This window comes from Corallococcus exercitus (assembly GCF_003611585.1).
Classification (GTDB): Bacteria; Myxococcota; Myxococcia; order Myxococcales; family Myxococcaceae; genus Corallococcus; species Corallococcus exercitus.
Genome location: NZ_RAVW01000029.1, coordinates 1 through 14,798, shown reverse-complemented (window position 1 = coordinate 14,798; position 14,798 = coordinate 1). Strand labels below are relative to the sequence as shown.

The following is a 14,798-nucleotide window of genomic DNA, read 5'->3' as shown; positions in this document are numbered from 1 at the left end:
TTCTGGGGCTAGAACGTGAGGGAGAAGCCGGCGCCCAGCCCACCATGGGTGGAGTACAGCCGCACGCGCGGCGGCGCGGCCTGGGAGACGGTGGGAGAGGGCTTCGGTTCGGGGCGGGACTCCACGGTGGTGCTGCTCACCACCTGGTCCTCGTGGTGGTAGACGGCGTCCACCACGCCCAGGGTGTAGACGGTGTAGAAGCCGGTGGCGGACGCGAGCTTGAGCAGCTGCCAGGTGTCCGCCTGCCGCGCGCGGTCCGTGGGGATGTAGCGCACCGGGATGGACGCGCGGCCGTCCTCGTCCAGCACGTTGTCCAGGTTCACGAACCGCTCCTCGAAGAGCGAGTCGTACGCGAAGAACGCGATGATGCTGGTGATGGCCAGGGCGCCTTCGGTGGCGGCGAAGACGATGCCCATGCTGTTGCGGCCCTGCTGGAACTGGCCGGCGCCGAAGGGGACGAAGTTGACCAGGAAGTTGCGCTTCTCCACGGTGCGCACGGTGACCTGGCGGGCCAGCTCCTCCGCGCGGCGGCGCTGCGTCTCCAGGGCGACGCGCTCCTGTTCACGGCGCTCCTGTTCGGCCTTCTCGCGCTCCAGGCGCAGGCGCTGCTCCTGGCGGAGGAAGTCGCGCTCGCCGGACATCTGGTTCTTCAGGTCATCGAAGTAGGCGACGGCCGGGGGCGGGACGACGAAGGGGTCCAGGCTGAAGTCGGGATCCAGCCGGAGCACGGCGCGCAGGTGGCGTTCGGCCTCGTCGGTCTTGTTGAGGTTGAAGGCGGACAGGCCCGCGAGCTTGTGCAGCTCCACGAGGTCCTCTTCGGGCAGGTCGCCCCGGTCGATGCGCTGGCCGGCGCGCTCCAGCACCTCGGCGTACTTGCCGTATTCGAAGGACGAGCGCAGGGCCGCGACCTCCGGATCCGCGCCGGTGTTGGGCACCTGGGCGCGCGCGGACGCGGGCCCGAGGAGGGCCAGGAGGAGGGACACGAGCAGGAGCGGGCCGCGACTCATTCGGGCGCCAGGCTTCCGCGCAGGGTGGTGGGCTTGCCGGGCTCCAGCAGGACGACGCGCTTCTCGGTCTTGTAGCCGGGGGAGGAGATCTCCACCTCCACGCGGTGCTGGAAGCTGGCGGGGCCCCGCGGGGAGCGGATGTCGAAGGGGTGCTGGAGGCTGTCGTGCGCGGTGCGCTCCGCGTCGCCCACGCGCACGGTGGCGTCCGGCGGCTGGTAGTCCAGCGCGAGCTGCGAGGACTTCAGCAGGGCGCGCAGGCGGAAGACGTTCTCGCCGTCCGGCTTCACGTCGATGGTCTCCGTGGCGTCCTCGCAGTAGCCGCAGGAGACGGTGATGGTGTGCGGGCCCGGCGACAGGTGCACGTCGTGCTGCGCGAGCTGCTGCGTGCCGGCGGGGCCGTCGTCCACGCGGATGGAGCCGTAGGGGCGCACGAGGATGGACACGGGGATCCGGCCGCTGCGCACGTGCTTCGGGTCGTCCTGCGGGTCCAGGCTGGCGACCATCGTGGGCCGCGACGTGCGATCCGTGGAGGAGGGGAGGCGCGGGTTGGTGTCGGGAGGAGGGGAGATGGCGTCGCGACTCGAGGTTCCCGCGCCGGTGCCGCCCGTGCCCTGCGCGCCGGTGGGGCGTGAGCCGTTGGGCGTGCCCGGGGCGCTCGCGACCTGCGAGCCGCCTGGCACATCGCCCGTACCTTGCGAACCGTTGGGGCTGCCGGTGCCCTGCGAGCCGGTGGGGCTGCCGGTGCCCTGCGAGCCGGTGGGGCTGCCAGTGCCCTGCGAACCGCTGGGGCTGCCGGTGCCCTGCGCGCCGTTGGTGCCACCCGCGCCGTTGGGAGCGTCCGTGCCCTGAGTGCCGTTGGGCGTGCCCGTCGTTCCACCCGCGCCTTGAGCGCCGTTCAGGGCGCCCGCGAGTGGCGAGCCTTGAGGGCTGCCCGTGCCTTGCGTACCAGTGGCCGCAGCAGTGCCAGCCGGAAGCCGCGAACCCGTGGCCGCGCCGCCGGCCTGCGTGCCTTCGGTTCGCGGGCCCGTCGTCTCCACCTTCGGCGTCTCGGGCTCGGCCGCGTTCATCCGGTACAGCTGCCAGCCGCCCAGCCCCAGCGCGAGCGCCACGCCCGCTCCGATGCCCGCGCGGATGCCACGCCTGCGCCACGTGCGCCGCCGCTGTTGACGCTGGAGGCCCTTCAGCAACCCCAGCGCCCGCTCGTTCGTCGCGTCCAGCGCGAGCACGTGGTTGAGGCACGCCAGCGCGCGCGGCGTCCGCTTCTCCGCCAGCTGCCGCTCCCCGCGCTCCAGCAGTGCCGCCACGATGCGCTGGCGCGCGAGCCGCTGGTACGACGGCGGATCCGCGAAGAACGAGATCAGCTCCTCGCCCACGCGTGAGAATCCCAGCCCCGCGAGCGCATCCGCCAGCGCGTCGCGCAGCTTCCCCGCGTTGGGGTAGCGCCGCGCCGGGTCGCGCTGGAGGCACGTCGCGCAGATCTCCGCCAGTTCGTCCGACAGCGCGGGCACGCGGCGTCGCGGGTCCTCATAGGCCCCGTCCAGGATGCGCTTCAGCGTCGCCGTGGTGTTCGACGCCGTGAAGGGCAGCCGGCCCGTCATCAGCGCGTAGAACATGATCCCCAGGCTGAAGACGTCCGCCTCCGGGCCGGCCTCCAGGCCCTCGATGATCTCCGGCGACATGTGCGCGGGCGAGCCCACCAGCGCGCCCGTCACCGTCATCCGGTCCTCGATGTCGAGCAGCCGCGCGATGCCGAAGTCCATGAGCTTGAGGACCCCGTCCTCGCGCACCATGACGTTCTCCGGCTTCAGGTCGCGGTGGATGACGCCCGCCTCGTGCGCGTGCGCCAGCGCCGCCGCCAGCTCGTGGATGATCATCGCCGCCAGCTCCGGCGGCTCCAGCGGGCCTTCATCCAGGTACGTCTTGAGCGTCCGGCCGCGGATGTACTCGGTGACGATGAAGGCGTCGTGCGCCTCCGCCGAGGAGAAGTCGAACACCTCCAGGATGTTGGGGTGGTGCAGCTTCGCCACCGCGCGGGCCTCGCGCGCGAGCCGCCTGCGCGACTCGTCCTTGCCGGCCAGGTGCGGGTGCAGCACCTTCACCGCGACCTCGCGGTCCAGGGCCGTGTCCAGGCCCTTGTACACGACGCTCATGCCCCCGGAGCCCAGCTCCTCCAGGATGCGATAGCGACCGATATGGCGGCCGACGAGCGTCATGGCGTTAGCGCGCGCGCTCCCCTCAGTCCCCGAACCCGATGCCCATGCTCCGCGCGAACCGCACCAGCTCACCTTGCGGATCCACCCGTCGCTCCTTGCGAGACTCGCTCAGCGGCACGCTGACAATCTCATTGCTCCTGAGCGCCACCATGTGGCCCCAGTCTCCATCCCGCACCAGGTCCAGCACCTTGCAGCCGTAGCGCGTGGCCAGCAGGCGGTCCGCGGCGCTCGGGCTGCCCCCGCGCTGCAGGTGCCCCAGCACGGTGACGCGGATCTCCGCGTCGATGTGGCTCGCGAGCAGATCCGCGCACACCTTGCCGGAGCCCCCCAGCCGCACCACGCCCCGGCCCGGGATGTCCGCGGCCTCCGCGAGCACGGACAGCGCGCCGCCCTCCGGATACGCGCCTTCGGAGATGGCGATGATGGAGAAGCTGCGCCGCCGCGTGGCCCTCCGCTTCAGCGTGTCCAGCAGGGACGTCACCCGGTACGGGATCTCCGGGATGAGGATGAGGTCCGCGCCGCCCGCGATGCCGCTGTCCAGCGTGAGGAAGCCCGCGTGCCGGCCCATGATCTCCACCACCATCACGCGGTCGTGCGACTCCGCCGTGGAGTGCAGCCGGTCCAGCGCCTCCGTGACGATGAGCCGGGCGGTGTCGAAGCCGAACGTCTGGTCCGTGCCGGACAGGTCGTTGTCGATGGTCTTCGGACACCCGACGACCTTCAGCCCCTTGGCCGCCAGCTGGGACGCGATGCTCAGCGTGCCGTCCCCGCCAATGGCCACCAGCCCGTCCAGCCGCAGCTCCTGGCAGCGGCGCAGGACCTGATCCGACACGTCCCGCGCCACCCAGCCCGTGCCCTCACGCACCGGGTAGGAGAACGGGTTCGCCTTGTTGGACGTGCCCAGGATGGTGCCGCCCTTGGGCAGGATGCCGCGCGTGTCCTCCACCCCGAGCGGGCGGACGAGCTCCGGCTCCACCAGCCCCATGTAGCCGTTCTCGATGCCCACGAACGAATGGCCGAACTCGTACACGCCCCGGCGCACGAGGCCACGGATGAGCGCGTTGAGCCCCGGGCAATCACCACCACCGGTGAGGACGCCGAGTCGTAGAGGTCGGGCCATAGGGACGAAGAAAGTCGGACGCGGGTGTCAGTGGGAGCGGGCGACACTATGACAGCAACGTCGGTGCGGATTGTAGGTGCCACCCCCGGGGGGTGCAACGCATCAATCAGCTGTCACGTCGGATCCGCGCTCGCAAGGACGCGGGGGCGACCCCTCAGTCGCGCTTGAGGCGACGCCGGGAGGCCAGCCGGTCCAGGAGGGCCTGGAGCCGGTCCTCCTTCTTCGCGGGAAGGGCCCGGTCCGTGGGGGACTGCACGGGCATCTCGCGGGCCATCCGGTACAGCTCCGCCAGCCGCTCCAGCACCAGCTCGTTGCCAGGGCGCTCCTGCAGCGCCCGGCGGTACGCGGCGGCGGCGCCCACGTAGTCACCCAGCGTGAAGAGGCGCTCGCCCTCCTGCATGGGGGAGGCCGGGCCCAGCGGGAGGCGCTGGGGCTCCCGGACGCGGTTCTTCAGGTGCTGCAGCTCCTCCGGCTGGAGGCTGTCGCGCAGGTGGGCCAGCTTGAGGGCCAGCGCCTCCTCGCGCGGGAAGGCGGCGAGCAGGTGCTCGAAGAGCTCGAACGCCTCCGCGAGCTCGCCCCGGCGCAGGGCGCGGTCGGCACGTGCTTCCATGTCGGCCCGGACGGCAGGGGTCATCTCGCGCGGCAGAGTAACTGCTGCCCGCCCGGGATGTCACACGCGGAAACAGGAGCGCTCGACGGGCCGCATGCCCCAGGGCCACGAAGGGGTCCGGGACTTCCCGTGCTTCGCGCTATCCTTCCGTCCGTGCTCCTGCCCGTCCTTACCGGTGTGTGGCTGTCGCTGTCCGGCGCGCTGGGCACGGAGCTGCGGCGGGACGGTTACAGCTTCCGGCCGCCGGACACGTTCCGCATGTCGCGCTGGGAGCGCTATGCCGGCTCGCAGGCGGGCGCGGTGTCGGAGGACGGCGTGCGCACGCGCGCCCTGTCCGCGGCGCTGGCGGACGGGGAGGGGCCGGACGCGGCCACGTTCCTCATCGCGGTGGTGGAGGGGGGCTTCTCCGCCAGTCCCTCGGAGCGCGACGCGTTCTCCACCGCCGTGATGCAGCACTTCCAGCGCGAGCTGGGCGTGGCGCTGACGCCGGAGCGGGTGGACCGCGTGGGCGGGCCGGTGCCCCGGGTGGAGGTGCTGGGCACGCTGCGCGAGGCGGGGCAGGTGCGCACGGTGCTGGTGGCGGGCCTGGCTTCCGAGGGACGCCACGCCGTGGTGACGGTCAGCGCGCCGGCCGACCGCTGGGACGCCATGGCCCCGCGGGTGCGCGCCTCGCTGGAGACCTTCCACATGGAGCCCCCCGTGGCGGGCGTCGTGTCCCGGCGGCTGGCGGGGGCGCTGGCGGGCACCCTGGCCGGGGCCCTGCTGGTGTCGTACGCGGCCTGGCGCCGCCGCCGGCAGGGAGAGGGGCCGGCCTCCGCGTAGCAGGGCCTGACAGGAGGACGACGGCGTCCCCCGGTGGGCTCGCGGTGGGATACGGTGCCGCCGCCCATGTTCTCCTTCCTCCTTGTCGCCGTGCTGGCGCAGGGGCCCGTGGCCCCTCCGGCGCCTTCGGCGTCCCCGGCCCCGCCGGTCGTCCTTCCGGTGCCGGATGCTGGTGTCGCGGACGCGGTGGTGCCGCCCCTGCCGGTGGCCTCGCTGCCCCCGGCCACGCATGAGCTGTTCCGCCGCATCCAGGGCCGCGTCGCGCAGGTGCGCATCATCGAGCGCCGCTCCGGCACGAAGTCCTCCATCGGCTCCGCGTTCTTCGTGAGCGCGAAGGGCCACGCCCTCACGAACTACCACGTCGTCTCCGACCTGGTGCTCCACCCGGAGGACTACACCGCGGAGCTGGACCGGGGCGACGCGACGGTGCCGGTGCGCCTGCTCGCGGTGGACGTGGTGAGCGACCTGGCCGTCATCCAGGTGGATGCGCCCGTCAGCGACTACTTCAAGCTGGAGGAGCACGAACCGCCGCAGGGCACGCGCCTGTTCGCCATGGGCAACCCGCGCGACCTGGGCACCACCATCGTGGAGGGCACCTACAACGGCCTGGTGCGCGACGCCCTCTACGAGCGCGTGCACTTCACCGGCGCCATCAACCCCGGCATGAGCGGCGGGCCCACGCTCAGCGGCGAGGGCGGCGTGGTGGGCGTCAACGTGGCCACCATGGGCAACCAGGTGGGCTTCCTGGTGCCGGTGGCGCGCGCGCGGGCGCTGCTCGACCGGGCGCTGGCGCAGGAGGCGCCGCCGGATTCCGCCGCGCTGCTGACGTCCGTGAAGGAGCAGCTGCTGGCCAACCAGCAGCGCATCACCGACCGGCTGATGGCCACGGACCTGCCGAAGCAGGCGCTGGGCGAGTACCGCGTCCCCGGCCGCTGGAACCCGTTCCTCAAGTGCTGGGGCGACACGCCGCACGACCCCGAGACGCCCTACACGGTGACGAGCTACCAGTGCTCCTCCGAGGAGGACATCTTCCTGTCCTCCAGCCACCGCACGGGCGTGGTGGCCTACCTGCACCAGCACGTGGAGAGCCAGAAGCTGGGCGCGATGCGCTTCTCCGCGCTCTACAGCACGCTCTTCTCGCAGGACCCGGACGCGGTGTCCGCCACGCGCGAGGACGTCACCAACTTCCGCTGCACGTCGGAGTTCGTGGACGTGAAGGGCCTCACGGTGCGCGCGGCGCTCTGCCTGCGCGCCTACCGCCGCTTCCCGGGCCTCTACGACCTGGTGCTGCGCGCGGCCACGCTCAACGCGGCCACGCACGGCGTGGACACCAGCCTCACGCTGGGCGGCTTCTCCGCGGAGAACGCCCGCAAGCTGGCGCGCCGCTACCTGGAGGGCCTGTCGTGGACGAAGTGATCTTCCTGGAGGTGCTGGAAGGGGACGCCGTCCAGGCGCGCCACCGGCTGGACAGGCTGCCGGTGACGGTGGGGCGCGGCTACGCCAACGACATCATCCTGGACGACCCGAAGGTCTCCTCGGAGCACCTGCGCCTGGAGCGGCGCGAGGACGGCGCGGTGGTGCTGCACGACGTGGGCAGCGTCAACGGCACCTTCAGCGTGGAGCCCTGGGCCGCGCTCAAGGAGCTGGTCCTCACCGCGGACACCCGCGTGTCCGTGGGCGACACGGTGCTGCGCTTCCGGCCGCGCAACTTCGTGGTGGAGGACACCGTCGTCAACGAAGCCCCCGCCGCCCCGCGCGAGCGGTTCTTCGAGCGGCCCCGCGCCTTCGCGCTGGCGATGCAGGCGCTGGTGGCCATGTCCTTCATCTCCGAGCGGGTGACCCAGTTCACGAAGACGGACTGGGGTGACCTGCTCCTGTCCAGCGTGCTGCCGCTGGGGCTGGCGCTGCTGTGGGCCGGAGGATGGTCCCTGGCCAGCCGCATCGCGCGCCGCAGCTTCCACTTCCGCGTGCACGCGACCATTGGCGCGCTGATGCTGCTGGGCTTCGCGGTGGCGCCGCCCTTGTTCGCGCTGTTCAGCTTCAGCTTCTCGCTGGGCGCGTGGCTGGGCTTCGTGCGCACGTTGGCCGTGCTGGGGCTGGTGGGGTGGGGGATCTACTGGCACCTGCGCTACGTGACGCGCTGGCAGGGCAAGCGCGTGGTGCGCGGGCTCGTCATCGCGTCGGTGGGCGTGCTGGCGCTCACCAACGTGTCGGAGATGCTGGGCAACGAGCCCTTCAGCGAGGCGCTGGAGTTCCCCCGGTCGCTGCTGCCGCCGGTGCTGCGCGTGGCCCCGGCGCACTCCATGGACTCGTTCTTCGAGGACGTGAAGCCGCTGGAGAAGAAGGTGGACGCGCTCGTGAAGGAGCGCTGAGGCGCGTCCACCGCTTCACGGCCCTACAGGCCTCGCACCGCGTGCGGCTTGTAGGGGGCCTCCAGCGCCTTCACCTCCTCGGGCGTGAGCTTGAGGCTCACGGCCTTCACCGCGTCCTCCAGGTGCTCCGGCTTCGTCGCCCCGATGATGGGCGCGGTGACGACGGGCTTGGACAACAGCCACGCCAGGGCCACCTGCGCGGGCGGGGCCTTGCGTGCTTCCGCCACCTGCTTCACCGCCTCCACCACGTCCCAGTCCCCGGGCTGGTTGTAGAGCATGGGCGACAGCGTGTCGGAGCCCGCGCGCGTCGTGGCCTCCTTGTCGTCCAGCGACTTGCGCGACCCCGCGAGCAGCCCCCGCGCCAGTGGCGACCAGGGGATGACGCCCACCCCTTCCGCCTCGCAGAGGGGCAGCATCTCCCGCTCCTCCTCGCGGTAGACGAGGTTGTAGTGGTTCTGCATGGACACGAAGCGCGCCCAGCCGTTGCGCTCGGACACGCTCAGGGCGCGCATGAACTGCCACGCGTACGCGGAGCTGGCGCCCAGGTAGCGCACCTTGCCCTGGCGCACGAGCTGATCCAGCGCGGACAGCGTCTCCTCGATGGGCGTGTTCGGATCCATCCGGTGGATTTGATAGAGGTCGATGGTGTCCACGCCCAGCCGCTTGAGGCTCGCCTCGCATGCCTGGGTGATGGCCTTGCGCGACAGGCCGCGCTCGTTCTGGCCGCTGCCGGTGGGGAAGTAGACCTTCGTCGCCAGCACCACCTCGTCCAGCTTCGCGTACTTGCGCAGCGCGCGGCCCGTCACTTCCTCGCTGACCCCGTCCGAGTACATGTTCGCGGTGTCGAAGAACGTCACGCCCAGCTCCACCGCACGGCGGAAGAAGGGCTGCGCGGCTTCCTCGTCCAGCACCCACGGGCGCCACTTCGGGGTGCCGTAGCTCATGCAGCCCAGGCAGATGCGGGAGACCCGCAGGCCCGTGTGTCCCAGGTTGGCGTACTTCATGGTCCGCTCCTTCGCGTGGCAGGCACCTCAAGGTGCCGGGGCGTCTGGTGGTGCCAGCTCCGTTCGCTGCTTGCGTATGCCCAGCATGAGCGAGCGCTTCAACCTCCTGTCTCCGGAAGTGAAGGCCAACCCCTATCCCACCTACGCCCGCATGCGCCGCGAGGCCCCCGTGTGTCAGGTGGAGCCCGGTGGCATGTGGGCCGTGTCGCGCCATGAGGACGTGCTGCGCGTCCTCAAGGACCCGCAGCGCTTCTCCTCGCAGGGCTTCCGCGTGGCCACCAACCCGCCCTGGCTGGGCGGCAACCCCTTCTCCGAGTCCATGCTCACCATGGATCCGCCCCAGCACGGCCGCCTGCGGGTGCTGGTGCAGAAGGCCTTCGGCGCGGCGGCCATGGCCCGGCTGGAGCCCCGCGTGAGGGAGATCTGCCGGCAGGCCGTGGCGGAGCTGCCCCGGGGCGTGCCGGTGGACCTGATGCCTCCCTACGCCCTGCGCATCCCCGCCGCCGTCATCAGCGACCTCCTGGGCCTGGATCCTTCACGCGCCGCGCGCCTGAAGCAGTGGGCGGACCTGATCACCGGCGGCGTCACCACCGTCCGGCCGGACGAGGAGGACCGCAAGCAGCGGGCCCGCGACGCGGTGGCGGAGCTGCGCCAGTACTTCGGCGAGGTGCTGGAGGCCCGCGCCCGCACGCCCGGCACGGACCTGGTCAGCGAGCTGCTCCAGGCCCGCGTGGACGGCGAGGCCCTGTCCAGGGACGAGCTCATCGCCTTCATGGCGCTCCTGCTGGTGGGCGGCATCGAGACGGTGGTGCACCTGCTGGGCGCATCGCTCGTCGTGCTGCGGGATCACCCGGAGGTCTGGGCCCAGCTGCGCGCGGACCGCTCGCGCATCCCGGCCTTCATCGAGGAGGTGCTGCGCTACGAGCCGCCCGCCCAGGCCGCGCCGCGCCTCACCACGGAGGCGGTGGAGCTGGGCGGGGTGAGCCTGCCCAAGGGGGCCCCGGTGCTGGTGCTCCTGGGCTCCGCCGCGCATGACGACGCGCACTTCCCGGACGGCGACCGCTTCAACCTGTCCCGCCCCGGTCCGCAGAACCTGCCCTTCGGGCACGGCATCCACTTCTGCCTGGGCGCGCAGCTGGCGCGCATGGAGGGGCGGCTGGCCCTGGAGGCGCTGCTGGACGCCTTCCGCCACCTGCAGGCCGGCCCGGAGCCCATGACGTGGCACCGCACGCTGGTGGTGCGCGGGCCCGCCACGCTGCCGCTCGTCCTGCACCCGCACTGAAGCGGGCAGGGCAGGGGAGCCCGCAAAGACGACGGGCAGGTCCCCGTGAAGGAACCTGCCCGCGTCACTTCAGCTGCTGAAGTCGAGCGTTACGCCCGGACTTCCGCCGGAGGCCCGTCCGTGGTGGTCGCCGGAATCGCGGCGCCCTCCTTGAACGGAGACGTCTCCAGGGCGGCCTTGAGGACGTCGTCCATGTGCGTGGCGAAGATGAACTCCAGCTCGTTCTTCGCCTGCTCCGGCACGTCGATGAGGTCCTTGCGGCAACGCTCCGGCAGGATGACCCGCTTGATGCCCGCGCGGTGCGCCGCCAGGACCTTCTCCTTGATGCCGCCCACCGGCAGCACCAGGCCACGCAGCGTGGCCTCGCCCGTCATCGCCGTGTCGTGCCGCACCCGGATGCCCGTCAGCAGGCTGGTGAGCGCGGTCAGGATGGTGACGCCGGCCGAAGGACCATCCTTGGGGATGGAGCCCGCGGGGAAGTGCAGGTGGATGTCCGTCTTCTCGAGGAAGTTCGGGTTGATGCCGAGCGACTCCGCCTTGCTGCGCAGGTAGCTCAGCGCCGCCGTGGCGGACTCCTTCATCACGTCGCCCAGCTGGCCGGTGAGCGTCATGCCGCCCTTGCCCGCCATCTTGGTCGCTTCGATGAAGAGCAGGTCGCCACCCGCCGCGGTCCACGCGAGGCCCGTCGCCACACCGGGAACCTCCGTGCGCTCCGCGACCTCCGAGTAGAACGTCTCGGGCCCGAGGATCTCCTTCACGCGCTCCGCGCCGATGACCTGCTTCTCCAGCTTGCCGCCGGCCACCTCCACCGCCACCGCGCGGCAGATGTCCGCGATGCGGCGCTCCAGGTTACGCACGCCCGCCTCGCGGGTGTACGACGTGGTCAGGATGAGGAGGGCCTCGTCCTGCACCTCGATGTGGTCCCCGTTGAGGCCGTGCTCCTTGAGCTGCTTCGGCACGAGGTGGATGCGGGCGATGGCCTGCTTCTCCTCGAACGTGTAGCCCGTCAGCTCGATGATCTCCATGCGGTCGCGCAAGGGACCGGGGATGGGGTCGAGCTGGTTCGCCGTGGCGACGAACATGACCTTCGACAGGTCGAACGCCACGTCCAGGTAGTGGTCGCTGAACGTGCTGTTCTGCTCCGGGTCCAGCACCTCCAGCAGCGCCGCGCTCGGGTCGCCGCGGAAGTCCGCGCCCAGCTTGTCGATTTCGTCCAGCATCATGACCGGGTTCTTCGTCCCGGCCTTCTTCATGCTCTGGATGAAGCGGCCCGGCAGCGCGCCCACGTAGGTGCGGCGGTGGCCACGGATCTCCGCCTCGTCACGCACGCCGCCCAAGGACAGGCGCACGAACTTGCGGCCGGTGGCCTTGGCCACGCTCTGGCCCAGCGACGTCTTGCCGACGCCCGGGGGACCGACGAGGCACAGGATGGGCCCGCGCATGTCGTTCTTCAGCTTGCGGACGGCCAGGTACTCCAGGATGCGCTTCTTCACCTTCTTGATGCCGAAGTGATCCTTGTCCAGCTGCTGGCGCGCGTTCTCGATGTCGAGGTTGTCCTCGCTGATCTTCGACCACGGCAGGTCCGCGATCCAGTCCAGGTAGGTGCGCGCGACGGTGTACTCGCTGGAGGCCGCCGGGATCGTCTTCAGGCGGTTGAGCTCCTTCTGGGCGACCTTCTCCACCTCAGGGGGCAGGGCGGCCTTCTTCAGGCGCTCCTGGAGCTCGTCGAGCTCTTCCTCTTCCTCGCCCATCTCGCCGAGCTCTTCCTTGATCGCCTTGAGCTGCTGGCGCAGGTAGTACTCGCGCTGGGTCTTCGACATCTCGCCCTTCACGGCGGAGTCGATCTTGTTGGAGAGCTTGAGGATCTCGCGCTTGCGGTTGAGCAGCTCCAGGACGAGCTTCATGCGCGCCTTGAGGTCGACCGTCTCCAGCACGGCCTGCTTCTCCTCGATGGGCACGTCCACGTTGGCGGCGATGAGGTCCGCCAGGTGGCCCGGGTGCGTGATGCTCTCCACCAGCTCCGTGGCGGCGGCCGGCAGCTCGGGCATCAGCTCGATGACCTCGCGCGCCAGCTTCTTCAGGTTGATGCCCAGGGCCTCCACTTCGACGTTCTCGCTGGAGGTCTTGTCCTCCACGGCGTCGACGCGGGCCTTGAGGTAGGGGGCTTCCTGCACCAGCTCCATCACGCGGAAGCGCGCGAGGCCCTGGACCACGAGCGAATAGTTGTCCTCGCCCATCTTCAGGAGTTTCACGATGCGGGCGACGGTGCCCATCGTGTACAGGTCGGACGCGCCCGGATCCTCTTCCTCGGCGCGGCGCTGCGTCACGACGCCGATGACCTGGTCGTCACGGACGGCGTCCTTGATCAGCGCGATGGTCTTCTGGCGGCCGACGGCCAGGGGCAGCACACCGCCGGGGAAGAAGACACTGTTGCGCAGCGGCAGGATGGGCAGCACCTGCGGGATGTCTTCCTTGTTGATGAGCCCCGGAGGGGCCATCGCGGTGGGCATGGCGCTGGCCGCGGTGCCCTTCTTCTTCTCGTCAGACATGGGAGTTCGGCCTCTTCCTTGCTTGAACCCGGTCAGCAAGCGGCCGGGCCGGTGAACCATCCGGTTGTTTTCTGCGACGGATGAACCAACGTAACAACCAAACCGGACATGGCAAACGCGATGTGCGTTATTTCCGTGCCTCGTCGGCTGTACGACGCTCCTCTATTAACGGCCCAGAAGTCTCGCGTCCGGCGAAGGGGTGGGGCATGCTCGCCCCCTCTCACGCTTGATGCGGTGCGCGAGCGCGCGCCCCCGCACTGGAGGCCGATGTGAAGCTCCACACCTGCGCCCACCTGCTGTCGCTGTCCGCGCTCCTGGCGCTCGGATGCCACTCCCCCGTGGACGACGCGGGATCCACCGTCCCCGACGCCTGCGAGGCCACTCCGCCGGTGGTGGCGCCCCAGAAGACGGACATCCTCTTCGTCATCGACAACTCCGGCTCCATGCAGGAGGAGCAGCAGGGCATCGCGACGGAATTGCCCGCCTTCCTGACCGCGCTGAAGGAGGGCAGCGGCGTGGCCCAGGACTTCCGCGTGGGGGTCATCACCACCTCCGTGTACCAGCGCCTGCTGCTGGCGAACGGGACGGACACCATCCGCTCCTTCCCGGATCAGGAAGGCCGCCTGCAGCCGGTGAAGGACGAAGCGGGCCAGCCCACCGCCGAGCGCTTCATCGAGGGCACGGATCCCCTGCTCCTGGACAAGTTCCAGCGGCTGGTGAACCAGGGCACGTCCGGCAGCGGGCAGGAGACGCCCTTCGAGGCGGTGCGGCTGGCGGTCGCCTCGCCCCTGGCCACCCGGCCGCTGTCGGAGGGTGGCAACGCGGGCTTCCTCCGGGACGGCGCCCGCCTGCTGGTGGTGGTGGTGTCCGACGAGGAGGACTGCAGCTCCACGCAGCGGCCGCCGCCGGTGACGCTGGGGCTGGACACGTCCGTGGACTCCTGCACCGTGCAGGGGGACAAGCTGACCCCGGTGTCGGAGTACTACCAGGCCTTCCAGGGGCTGCATGACGGCACGGGCGCGTCGCGCGAGGTGCTGTGGGCGACCATCGGGCCGGTGGCGCTGACGGACAAGCGCGCGGAGCTGACGACGGAGCTGGTGGGGAGCACGACCTACGTGCGCAACGTCGACTGCCCGACGTCCTACGGGCCCGGCTACCGGCAGAGCGCCATGGCGCAGGCGTTCGACGCGACCCGGGCGAACCTGGACTCCATCTGCAAGCCGAGCTACCGGCAGACGCTGCTGGACATCGCGGACCTGGCCACGGTGGCGCAGAGCGTGGACGTGGTGAACCTGCCGGATCCGCGGCTCGCGGTGGTGTACGTCACGCGCGCGGACGGCTCCGTGCAGACGTGCACGGCGGCCAACGGCGACTTCCGCTACGAGCCCTCCGGAGAAGGCCGCTCCGCGCGCCTCTTCTTCCTGGGCCCGTGCCTGCGGCGCGTGGGCGACACGAAGGTGGAGGTGAAGGTGCTGTGCGCCGGGTAGCCCGGAGCTGATCCGCGCGCCGCACCCGGAGGGCCCCGCGAAGGACGCGGGGCCCTTCTTCTTTGGCGTGGCACATGACCTGTCATGTCCGGTGCCACGTGAAGTGACGCGCGCGGATCCGACCCCTCCCGTCGAGCGGAGCACCCGACGCGACAGGTCCCACGCGCTCGGAATGCCGCCTGCTGGGGTGTCAGACGGCTTCGGATACTGGCCTCATGCGCGCACCGGTGGCGGGTGCGCAACGCGAGGAGGCGACATGGGCGCGGCGGTGGAGCGGTCGGCGGGGGCGGGGGGGGGGGAGGCGCGACGCCCGGGCTGAGCATGGTGAAGGA

General features: G+C 71.0%; 11 protein-coding genes. 5 read left to right on the top strand and 6 right to left on the bottom strand.

From position 1 onward, the window contains the following. Positions 1-8 precede the first annotated feature (8 nt). The 4 genes from D7W79_RS06200 to D7W79_RS06185 form a co-directional block, all read right to left on the bottom strand. Complete coding sequence (locus D7W79_RS06200; protein WP_120524405.1) at positions 9-1,007, bottom strand: tetratricopeptide repeat protein; 999 nt, start codon at positions 1,005-1,007, stop codon at positions 9-11. Further along, complete coding sequence (locus D7W79_RS06195) at positions 1,004-3,220, bottom strand: serine/threonine-protein kinase (RefSeq protein WP_120524404.1); 2,217 nt, start codon at positions 3,218-3,220, stop codon at positions 1,004-1,006. Before D7W79_RS06195 ends, D7W79_RS06200 begins: the two co-directional genes overlap by 4 nt. A gap of 22 nt (positions 3,221-3,242) precedes the next feature. Continuing rightward, positions 3,243-4,340, bottom strand: a complete 1,098-nt coding sequence (locus D7W79_RS06190; protein ID WP_120524403.1) for a 6-phosphofructokinase — start codon at positions 4,338-4,340, stop codon at positions 3,243-3,245. A gap of 154 nt (positions 4,341-4,494) precedes the next feature. Beyond that, a complete protein-coding gene (locus tag D7W79_RS06185; RefSeq protein ID WP_120524402.1) occupies positions 4,495-4,974 on the bottom strand; it encodes a tetratricopeptide repeat protein in 480 nt (159 codons plus the stop codon). 129 nt (positions 4,975-5,103) lie between these two features. On the opposite strand from D7W79_RS06185, the gene D7W79_RS06180 reads away from it, so the two are divergent. From D7W79_RS06180 to D7W79_RS06170, 3 genes are all read left to right on the top strand, one after another. Next, entirely contained in the window at positions 5,104-5,772 is a 669-nt protein-coding gene (locus tag D7W79_RS06180) for a hypothetical protein (RefSeq protein WP_120524401.1), read from the top strand. 66 nt (positions 5,773-5,838) lie between these two features. After that, on the top strand, positions 5,839-7,188 hold the full coding sequence (locus D7W79_RS06175) for a S1 family peptidase (RefSeq protein WP_120524426.1): 1,350 nt from the start codon (positions 5,839-5,841) through the stop codon (positions 7,186-7,188). Beyond that, positions 7,176-8,144 (top strand): FHA domain-containing protein, encoded by a 969-nt coding sequence (locus D7W79_RS06170; RefSeq protein WP_120524400.1) that lies wholly within the window; start codon positions 7,176-7,178, stop codon positions 8,142-8,144. Before D7W79_RS06175 ends, D7W79_RS06170 begins: the two co-directional genes overlap by 13 nt. A 23-nt stretch (positions 8,145-8,167) precedes the next feature. Here D7W79_RS06170 and D7W79_RS06165 read toward each other — a convergent pair whose 3' ends face one another. Continuing rightward, positions 8,168-9,148, bottom strand: a complete 981-nt coding sequence (locus D7W79_RS06165; protein WP_120524399.1) for an aldo/keto reductase — start codon at positions 9,146-9,148, stop codon at positions 8,168-8,170. An 85-nt stretch (positions 9,149-9,233) separates the two neighbouring features. On the opposite strand from D7W79_RS06165, the gene D7W79_RS06160 reads away from it, so the two are divergent. Next, the gene (locus D7W79_RS06160) at positions 9,234-10,430 is read left to right on the top strand and encodes a cytochrome P450 (protein ID WP_120524425.1); all 1,197 of its coding nucleotides are present in this window, start codon (positions 9,234-9,236) and stop codon (positions 10,428-10,430) included. Between the two features lie 89 nt (positions 10,431-10,519). On the opposite strand, the gene lon is transcribed toward D7W79_RS06160, so the two are convergent. Next, positions 10,520-12,979, bottom strand: a complete 2,460-nt coding sequence (gene lon, locus D7W79_RS06155; protein WP_120524398.1) for an endopeptidase La — start codon at positions 12,977-12,979, stop codon at positions 10,520-10,522. Between the two features lie 269 nt (positions 12,980-13,248). Here lon and D7W79_RS06150 point away from each other — a divergent pair, with 269 nt between their 5' ends. Beyond that, positions 13,249-14,466, top strand: a complete 1,218-nt coding sequence (locus D7W79_RS06150; RefSeq protein ID WP_120524397.1) for a vWA domain-containing protein — start codon at positions 13,249-13,251, stop codon at positions 14,464-14,466. The last annotated feature ends 332 nt before the right edge of the window (positions 14,467-14,798 follow it).

Bases quoted from the DNA above. Each gene is read 5' to 3' on its own strand.
- D7W79_RS06200 (WP_120524405.1), bottom strand. From the start codon at position 1,007: ATGAGTCGCGGCCCGCTCCTGCTCGTGTCCCTCCTCCTGGCCCTCCTC.
- D7W79_RS06195 (WP_120524404.1), bottom strand. From the start codon at position 3,220: ATGACGCTCGTCGGCCGCCATATCGGTCGCTATCGCATCCTGGAGGAG.
- D7W79_RS06190 (WP_120524403.1), bottom strand. From the start codon at position 4,340: ATGGCCCGACCTCTACGACTCGGCGTCCTCACCGGTGGTGGTGATTGC.
- D7W79_RS06185 (WP_120524402.1), bottom strand. From the start codon at position 4,974: ATGACCCCTGCCGTCCGGGCCGACATGGAAGCACGTGCCGACCGCGCC.
- D7W79_RS06175 (WP_120524426.1), top strand. From the start codon at position 5,839: ATGTTCTCCTTCCTCCTTGTCGCCGTGCTGGCGCAGGGGCCCGTGGCC.
- D7W79_RS06165 (WP_120524399.1), bottom strand. From the start codon at position 9,148: ATGAAGTACGCCAACCTGGGACACACGGGCCTGCGGGTCTCCCGCATC.
- D7W79_RS06160 (WP_120524425.1), top strand. From the start codon at position 9,234: ATGAGCGAGCGCTTCAACCTCCTGTCTCCGGAAGTGAAGGCCAACCCC.
- lon (WP_120524398.1), bottom strand. From the start codon at position 12,979: ATGTCTGACGAGAAGAAGAAGGGCACCGCGGCCAGCGCCATGCCCACC.